This is a genomic window from Pseudoalteromonas sp. 19-MNA-CIBAN-0066 (assembly GCF_040308705.1).
Taxonomy (GTDB): Bacteria; Pseudomonadota; Gammaproteobacteria; order Enterobacterales; family Alteromonadaceae; genus Pseudoalteromonas; species Pseudoalteromonas nigrifaciens.
Window position 1 is genome coordinate 1 of record NZ_JBEONZ010000065.1, and the last position, 8,670, is coordinate 8,670.

The 8,670-nt window shown below is 41.3% G+C and carries 7 protein-coding genes; 4 read left to right on the top strand and 3 right to left on the bottom strand.

What is annotated here, in order from left to right; translation table 11 throughout:
• Positions 1 to 254: 254 nt before the first annotated feature.
• Entirely contained in the window at positions 255 to 1,460 is a 1,206-nt protein-coding gene (locus tag AAEZ18_RS17860; protein ID WP_182683765.1) for an anhydro-N-acetylmuramic acid kinase, read from the bottom strand.
• A 480-nt stretch (positions 1,461 to 1,940) separates the two neighbouring features.
• Between AAEZ18_RS17860 and curA the strand changes: the two genes are divergently transcribed.
• Positions 1,941 to 2,969 carry an NADPH-dependent curcumin/dihydrocurcumin reductase gene (gene curA / locus AAEZ18_RS17865; RefSeq protein ID WP_350545641.1) on the top strand — a complete coding sequence of 343 codons (1,029 nt, stop codon included), beginning with the start codon at positions 1,941 to 1,943 and terminating at the stop codon, positions 2,967 to 2,969.
• Positions 2,970 to 3,018: 49 nt separating this feature from the next.
• A complete protein-coding gene (locus AAEZ18_RS17870) occupies positions 3,019 to 3,636 on the top strand; it encodes a glutathione S-transferase family protein (RefSeq protein ID WP_179807751.1) in 618 nt (205 codons plus the stop codon).
• Between the two features lie 97 nt (positions 3,637 to 3,733).
• Here AAEZ18_RS17870 and AAEZ18_RS17875 read toward each other — a convergent pair whose 3' ends face one another.
• Both AAEZ18_RS17875 and AAEZ18_RS17880 read right to left on the bottom strand, forming a co-directional pair.
• On the bottom strand, positions 3,734 to 4,042 hold the full coding sequence (locus AAEZ18_RS17875; protein WP_176359701.1) for a YkgJ family cysteine cluster protein: 309 nt from the start codon (positions 4,040 to 4,042) through the stop codon (positions 3,734 to 3,736).
• Between the two features lie 116 nt (positions 4,043 to 4,158).
• On the bottom strand, positions 4,159 to 6,105 hold the full coding sequence (locus AAEZ18_RS17880; protein ID WP_350595428.1) for a RecQ family ATP-dependent DNA helicase: 1,947 nt from the start codon (positions 6,103 to 6,105) through the stop codon (positions 4,159 to 4,161).
• A 251-nt stretch (positions 6,106 to 6,356) separates the two neighbouring features.
• Between AAEZ18_RS17880 and AAEZ18_RS17885 the strand changes: the two genes are divergently transcribed.
• Positions 6,357 to 7,661 (top strand): NAD(P)/FAD-dependent oxidoreductase, encoded by a 1,305-nt coding sequence (locus AAEZ18_RS17885; RefSeq protein ID WP_086998216.1) that lies wholly within the window; start codon positions 6,357 to 6,359, stop codon positions 7,659 to 7,661.
• A gap of 161 nt (positions 7,662 to 7,822) precedes the next feature.
• Positions 7,823 to 8,670: phospholipase effector Tle1 domain-containing protein (locus tag AAEZ18_RS17890; protein WP_350595427.1), on the top strand; the 848-nt coding region annotated here is incomplete at its 3' end.

Below are 8,670 nucleotides of genomic sequence, written 5' to 3' on the forward strand. Positions count from 1 at the left end.
TAGCTTGGCATACTGGCAGGATCAGTCAATAGCTAAAAAAGATCCTTAGAAAATAATTTGTCTTGGTGAATAGTTACTAACATTTTTATAATAATTAAAGCGCAGCTGCAATTAATTACTACAAAACAATATTCACGCTAATGGCAGCGCAAAAAAATAAGCTTACCCTATAATAGTAAGTCGCAGTTATGCAAAGGCCAAACAGTGAGTTTGGCTAGGTCTCACCTAAAAACTTAAGCTTAGAATATGTGGTTTCAATCTGCAAAACTCACTTTACCCATAGTAACGCCTGCAATTCCTTGAGCTTTATTATCGAGGTGTAGCTGCTCACCGGCTAAGCATTCGTTAGCTAAAATAGCAAAAAGTACCGCTTCTTTCGCGTCGGGATCAACCCCTAATGCGTGAGTATTTTTAAAACCTTTTATGGCCGGACAAAGCGTTACTAAATGTTGCATTAAGAGTAAATTGTGAATGCCGCCGCCACTGGCATACACCACACTATTGGGCGCCATTTTTACACACGTATTTAGCGCATTGGCAATAACCTCTGCGGTAAAGCGGTTTAAGGTGGCCATTACGTCTTGATGACTTAACTTTTGGGTATTTGAAGCCTGTTGCGCAGCCTCTAAATAAGCCAGATTAAACACTTCAGGGCCAGTAGTTTTTGGCATTTTTAGGGTTAAAAAATGATTGTCGCAAAGCGCTGTTAGTAACGCAGTATTAATAACGCCCGCTTTCGCTATCGCAGCGTTTTCATCGTAATGCATGTTATTAAAATAACGCTGCACATAGGCATCCATAATGGTATTACATGGGCCAATGTCAGAGCTAAATACTGCGTTGCTATCGCCATTTTGGGGTAAAAAAGTGAGGTTAGCTATACCGCCCATATTGAGCAAAATACGGTTTTCGTCAGAGCTTGAAAAAAACAAATAATCACCATACACGGCAAGTGGTGCGCCCTCACCACCCGCTGCTATATGCTTTTGCCTAAAATCGCCGATGGTAGTAATACCTGTAGTAACGGCTATTTGGTCGCTGTCGCCAATTTGTAAAGTGCCATTGTTAAAATCGTTATACTGATGCTGGCTCTTAGGACAGTGGTAAATAGTTTGCCCGTGGCTGGCTATTACATCTATATTGGCTGGGTTTACCTGCCAGCTGTTTAAACACTGATTAACCATGTCGCCATGTAATTTACCAACCCAAGGGTGCAGTAACGTAAGGTATTCTAAGTTGCATTCACGCTTGGCAAATACCTGCTTTATTTTTGTTTTATAATCATCGCTATAATCAACCGTAGTAAACTTTAAAACCTCAATTTGGGTATGCACACCCGCGGCAGTTATTTTACATAAGGCAACATCAAGTCCATCTAACGAGGTACCACTCATTAGGCCTATAATTAATCGGCTTGGCTTTAACGCACTGTTATAAAGCTTACTAATGTGTGGGTGCATAATAATTTCGCATCTATTGTTGTTGAGTTAATAGCATTCATTTTAGAATAGTTTAAATAAAAGTTATAGCGCTATAGAAATCAGTTAATCCACTTATAAACTCACCTTAGAGTAAATACTCACACCTTGGGGTTGATTTTTTAACCGTGTGCCCAAAACTCCTGTATTAAGATATACATACTTAACCTGAGCTCTGGTTAAGAGATTTACTAACGTATTGAATCATCGTTATATTTGATTTTATTTTCTCTAGCCAGAGGTTTTCAGTGAAAACAAGGCGAATTTACTTGCAATAGCTGGCCTATTGCAAGTAAATTCAACGCAGTTAGCGCTGAAAATAGCTGCTTGAGATAAGTTTATTATCCGGAGCTCAGGTTTCTTACTACTTATCTGCGCATTATTGTTTAGTTTCAACTTTGCTTTAAACACAAACTAAAACATTCAGATCAAAGTAGTTCACTCATCTATTGGAGATTTTATATGTCAGTAACCAGTCGACAACTCACGTTAGCATCACGCCCACACGGTGCTCCTACCGATGAAAACTTTGCATTAAAAACACTAGAGCTGCCGCCATTAAAAAATGGTGAAGTATTACTGCGTACCATTTACTTATCCCTTGACCCTTACATGCGTGGCCGCATGAGCGACGCTAAATCGTATGCCGACCCAGTAAATGTTGGCGACGTGATGGTTGGGGCAACTGTATGCCAAGTTCAAGAGTCTAAAAACGACTCCTTTAGCGAAGGCGAATGGGTATTGGCTTACACTGGTTGGCAAGACTACGCTATTAGCAACGGCGAAGGGTTAATGCAATTAGGCAAAGAGCCTGCTAATCCTTCGTATGCACTAGGTATTATGGGAATGCCGGGCTTTACCGCTTATATGGGATTACTTGATATTGGTGCACCTAAAGCAGGTGAAACCGTGGTCGTTGCTGCAGCAACAGGCCCTGTGGGCGCTACCGTTGGCCAAATTGCAAAAATTAAAGGCTGTAGAGTCGTCGGCGTTGCCGGTGGCAGTGAAAAATGTAAGCACGCAGTAGAAGTATTAGGTTTTGATGCCTGTATTGATCACAAAGCAGATAATTTTGCACAGCAACTTGAACAAGCCTGTGATAACGGTATTGATGTTTATTATGAAAATGTGGGCGGCAAGGTATTCGACGCCGTATTACCCCTTCTCAATACATCAGCACGCGTACCTGTGTGTGGTTTAGTGTCGCAGTATAATGCAACCAGCTTACCAGAAGGCCCTGATCGTTTGGGTATGCTAATGGGGCAAATACTCTCTAAGCGTATTAAGATGCAAGGCTTTATTATTTTTGACGATTATGGCCATCGTTATGATGAGTTTGCAACCGCTATGCAGCAATGGCTACAAGATGGAAAAATTCAATACCGCGAACATATAGTAGAAGGCATCGAAAATACCATTACTGCCTTTAACGATATGATCAGCGGGAAAAACTTCGGTAAAACCGTAGTTAAAATTAACAGCCCACTTTAAATTTAATGCGTTGTTATCTGTAGAAAATGGCAACGCAACAAGGATTACTATGATCAAGCTACATCATTTAAATAAATCACGCTCAAAACGTATTATCTGGTTACTAGAAGAATTAGCCGTAGATTATGAAATAGTTGCTTACCAACGTAATAAAGACACTTTTTTAGCCCCAGATGAACTTAAACATATTCATCAGCTTGGTAAGTCGCCGGTGATAGAAGATGATGGGATTATTGTTGCCGAGTCGGGCGCAATTACCGATTACCTCATTACTAAATACGGTAACGGAAAGTTTGCACCTAAAGCAGGCACTAGCGATTATGTTGATTATCAGCAATGGCTACACTTTGCCGAAAGCTCAGCTATTTTACCGCTGCTGCTTAAAATGTTTGTATTAAAAGATGGCGCTAAAACCCAGTTTTTAGAAGGTTACGCCGACGCCGAAACAGCTAAAGTAATAAGCTACTTTAACGATCGCCTAGAAGGCAAGCGTTACTTAGTAGGCGACACCCTAACCGGCGCCGATTTTATGATGTCGTTTATTGTCGAAATCGTTAAAAACTCAGGTCAACTAGCACACTTTAAAAACCTAGTTAAGTACGATGAGCAATTACAAAGCCATGAGAAGTTTCATACCGCACAAGAGCTTGAAGCTAAATACGATTAATAATTGTCTGGTATTAGCTTTACAGTTATACCAATTGCATTAAGTTAGTACACATTTAAAAAGGGCCTTGGGCCCTTTTTACGTTTGCTGTAATAATTTAAATTCCGCCTAGCTCGCGCTCGGTAATACACTCATCTGACGCCATTTCAAATTCGCGACACACTAACGGGCGGTTTTCGTAAATAGAACACATGAGTGTGTTGCGATCGAGGGCTTGGCACCAGCCATCATCGGCACGTTTCATTACTTCGCTGCCCCATTTATCGTATTCAATATAATGAAATGGCACACCGGTATCTGTCACTATGCGTACTTCTAATTGGCAGCAACAGGCTTGGCAATTAGCACACGTAACAGGCTCTGGGGTGGTGGTGAGGTTTTTAACCGGAATAACAATTTGAGGCATAGTGGCTTAATAAAATAAAGTAAGCCACTAGGATACACCAACTAAGCTCAAATCGGCAGAGTAAATCTATCTCTAGGGGCTATTTTAAAGGCTAACTAGGTTAAATTTAGCTAATATTATGCTAGCTGACGCGCCAGTAATTTCGCTTTAATATCACTGTAGCGCATCGCTTCACACAGCGCAAAACCACTCAATTGGCGCACTTTATTGCGTGCAAATAAAGGCACGCTCATGCCCGCTAAAAAGCGACATTGGGTTTCTACACCTACGTTATTAATGCCTTTACTGGCTAGATGCTGTAAAAACTCATCTACTTTTTGATAAATTACACTCTCATCAACAACATCTGCTTGCACTGAATATTCAAGCTTAACACTGTGGCCTCTGCATACTGAGCAATGGCCGCATTGCTGGGGCGCATTTTGATCGTCAAAATAACGGGCAAGGTTGTAGCTTAAACAGCTTTGCAACTCAAAAAAGCGTACCAATGCAGCTATACGTTTTATTTCGGCTTGTTCTTTATCGGTAAAATAATCATGCAGTTGCTGCGCAAGTTCAGGGTTGTTTATCACCTCACTATGCACTTTATACACTTGGGTAATACGTTTGGTTTCTAGGGTAATAAGCTGTTTTTCGGCTAAGTAGTCAAGCGCCGCAACCACTCGTTTTCGATCGACTTGCGCGGCTTGTGTCAGGCTATCAAAATTAAGCGTGCCCCATATCTTTTTAAAATCGGTATGGCTAAATATTTGCGTTAAAAATGCTTGGCGCTGCTCATCAAACTGGCCTAGCAACTCGTTTTTATCAACCAAAAACTTATATTTAAAATCGGCGTAGTAAGCGTATTGCGGCGTAATTGCACCTTGCATTTCTAGCTGTACTAACAAAGTTTTAAGCGCAAGTTGCCTAATATTACTGTCGCTTGAAAGGCTATATTCTTGCATTTCCCATTGCTGCTGCGAGCTGTGGTGCTGGCGAATATCGTTAATTACATGCTCAATACCGCTTAGCTCTGGGGTGTCGCCATACACAAAGTTCTCTACAGTATTTAACCCATCAAGGTTGGCTAAGGTAAAACACTGTGACGGGTTACCATCGCGCCCTGCTCGGCCTATTTCTTGGCTGTAGTTTTCAATCGATTTAGGTAAGTCGTAATGAATAACAAAGCGAATATCGGCTTTATCTACGCCCATTCCAAAAGCAATCGTAGCCACTACTACATTAATTCTACCACCCATAAAGTCATCTTGAATTTGCCATCTAAGTGTATCTTCAAGCCCAGCATGATACGCCACAGCTTGCAGCCCTTGATTGCTAAGCATATTAGCCACTTGTTCGGCACTTTGCTGCAAGGTAACATACACAATACCTGGGCCATTTTGTGCGCTAATAATGTTAGCAAGCTCGGTATTTTTATCCGCCGTTTTTACACTCAGCACACTTAAGTTTAAATTAGCGCGGTAAAAACCGGTTTGTACAATGCATTCTGGGGCAATGGCAAAGCGCTCGGCCATATCGCGCTTTACTTTTTTAGTCGCGGTGGCGGTTAATAATAATACCAGCGGAATATTAAGCTCTTCACGGTAGCGTGGTAGTTTTAAGTAGTCGGGTCTAAAGTTGTGTCCCCACTCAGAAATACAGTGCGCTTCGTCAACAACCAACATAGACACTGCTATTTGGTTAATAAACTCTCTAAAACGCTCATTTTTAAAGCGCTCAACCGACACCATTAAGACTTTAATTTTACCGCTGCGAACATCGTTCATTACGGTACTGCTTTGCATTTGATCTTGGCTCGAATCAAGGCTGGCAGCATAAATACCTTTGCTGTTTAAAAAGCTAATTTGATCTTTCATCAATGCCAATAAGGGCGATACCACTAAGGTTAAATGCGGTAAATGCAACGCGGTTAATTGATAACACAAAGACTTACCCGAGCCGGTTGGGAATATTGCCAACGACGATTGCCCATTTAACAACTGCTCTATGGTTTGCTGCTGCCCGCCTCTAAACTGATTAAAGCCAAAGTGTTGCTCAAGTGATTGAATTAGTGGCGCGCTCATAAATGTCCTTTAGATAACTAAACAATAGTCATGCTTATAAAAATGCGGTGTAGATGAAATATTTGCAACTCAGTATACAACAAATAACATTATTTATTGCTGACATCAGTTTTATTTAGGCGCAAACTAGGCAGCCATAGAATGAGTAATAACTACTTGTTGCCAAAATAATTTATTGATACCCAAGTCACCTTAAAAAACCAATAAAAAATACAGATCACTTGGGTATATTATTTTTTAAGGGCAGCGTTATGAATATTACCACACCTAAAATCGTCGTTATTGGCGGTGGGGCTGGCGGATTAGAGCTTGCAACCCAACTAGGACATAAACTAGGAAAGAAAAAACACGCAGACATACTACTCATAGATAAAAACCGCACCCACATATGGAAGCCGTTACTGCACGAAGTAGCGACCGGCTCTATTGACCCAGATTTAGACGGCGTAGTGTACAGCGCTCATGCCGCTAAACATCATTATCGCTTTCAGCTTGGTACATTTTGTAATATTGACCAAAGCAATAAAACCATTACCCTCGCACCACTTTATGACGAATTAGGCCACACTATTTTACCCGAGCGCAACGTGCGCTACGACCACCTTGTTATTGCCATAGGCAGCGTAAGTAACGACTTTAATACTCCTGGGATAAAAGAGCATTGCTACTTTTTAGATTCGAATCTGCAAGCAGAGCGCTTTCAGCATTCGTTACTCGACAGCTTTACCCGCCTGCACCAAGACGACAATCAACAACAATCATTAAACATTGCCATTGTGGGCGGCGGCGCAACCGGTGTAGAACTCTCGGCTGAGTTGTATCATGTTTCTGAGTTATTAAAGCTATACGGCTTAACTAATATGTCGTCCAAACGTTTACATATTCATTTAATTGAAGCCGGGCCACGCATTTTACCCGCACTTCCCGAGCGCATTGCCGTTAGTGCCAAGCGCGAGCTGCTAAAATTAGGGGTTAATGTACGCGAACAAACGCAAGTAAAAGAGGCCACCGAGCACGGCTTCATTACCAAAGACGATGAGCACATTAATGCCGATATTATGCTTTGGGCTGCAGGAGTAAAAGCTCCTGATTTTATTAAAGACCTAGGTATTTTTGAGCTCACTCGCAGCAATCAAATTCAAGTTAACCAATTTTTACAAAGCACGGTTGATGACAGCATTTTTGTATTGGGCGATTGCTGCGCCTTTACCCAAGCCGACGGCAAACAAGTGCCACCGCGGGCGCAATCGGCGCATCAAATGGCGCAATGTGTTGAAAAAAATCTTATAGCCACATTAAAACAGCAACCATTGAGTGGCTTTAAGTACAGCGATCACGGCTCTTTAGTTAATCTGTCTCGCTACAGTACAGTTGGTAATTTAATGGGTAATCTCACCAGTAATAGCTTTTTTATTGAAGGTAAAATTGCCCGCTTTATGTATATTTCGCTCTATCGCATGCATCAACGCGCCATTCACGGCAGTGCAAAAACCTTTGCCTTGTGGATCAGCGAAAAAATACTGCGCGTGGTACGCCCTAAAATGAAGTTACATTAAAGTTTTGCAGAGTTTAAACACCACAGCGGTGAATTTATTACCGCTGTCATTAATATTTAACACTTTTACGTTATATATCCAAACCATCTCAAAATGCAAAGTTCAGCATTTCAAAGGCTTGCTTTGGGTATAAAGTAAAAAAGCTTAGGAGGTAATATGCAATGACGGCTAAAACACTCATTTTTAACTTTGATGGCACCGGTGCTGAGCCTAGAGACGCCGAGCAGTTTAGTGCTGATCATTTTAAAGAAGACAGCAGTATTTCTAATATTCTTAAACTACACTTACTCGCTGGCGGACAACTTAATAACTCTCCTAATACTAAATTAACCAATCAACTTAGTTTTTATTATCAAGGTATTGGTACTAAAGGCAGCCGCTTAAAACGTTTTTTAAATCAAACACTCGCACCACGTAACGACGATGTAGCTAGCATTTTAAAACAAGCCCTAAGTGATTTTAAAAGCCATTATAAGCTAGGCGACATTGTCTTATTAACTGGTTTTAGCCGAGGCGCTGCACTCGCTAGGCGCTTAGCAAAATTATTAGAACCATTAATAAGTGAGCAAGTATACCTGTGTGTATTTGACACTATTGCCTCTATTGGTTTATCAAAAATAACCAAAGCGACCCGTGGCGCAGAGCATGTAATTTTTGAAAACCACACCATAGCAAGTAATGTTACTCAAGCCTTACATTTTGTAGCCCTGGATGAAAAGCGTCGCGCGTTTGAACCCACACTAATGAACCAACAAAGCAACATTACCGAATTGTGGTTTGCTGGTGCGCATTCTGATATTGGTGGCGGTTACTATCGCGATGGTTTAGCCGATATTTGCTTACGCTATGCAATAGAGTGGTTAATCTCGCAGCCGTTAAATATCACCTTTTTAACTAGTCACGATATTGACTATATAGCCTTACTACCTAACAGTGAACTACCCATCGACGCCACTCCGTGTCGATCAATGGGCTTCTACAGCCTTGACTTAGAGACTAGGCTGCTTCT

Bases quoted from the DNA above. Each gene is read 5' to 3' on its own strand.
- AAEZ18_RS17860 (WP_182683765.1), bottom strand. From the start codon at position 1,460: ATGCACCCACACATTAGTAAGCTTTATAACAGTGCGTTAAAGCCAAGC.
- curA (WP_350545641.1), top strand. From the start codon at position 1,941: ATGTCAGTAACCAGTCGACAACTCACGTTAGCATCACGCCCACACGGT.
- AAEZ18_RS17870 (WP_179807751.1), top strand. From the start codon at position 3,019: ATGATCAAGCTACATCATTTAAATAAATCACGCTCAAAACGTATTATC.
- AAEZ18_RS17875 (WP_176359701.1), bottom strand. From the start codon at position 4,042: ATGCCTCAAATTGTTATTCCGGTTAAAAACCTCACCACCACCCCAGAG.
- AAEZ18_RS17880 (WP_350595428.1), bottom strand. From the start codon at position 6,105: ATGAGCGCGCCACTAATTCAATCACTTGAGCAACACTTTGGCTTTAAT.
- AAEZ18_RS17885 (WP_086998216.1), top strand. From the start codon at position 6,357: ATGAATATTACCACACCTAAAATCGTCGTTATTGGCGGTGGGGCTGGC.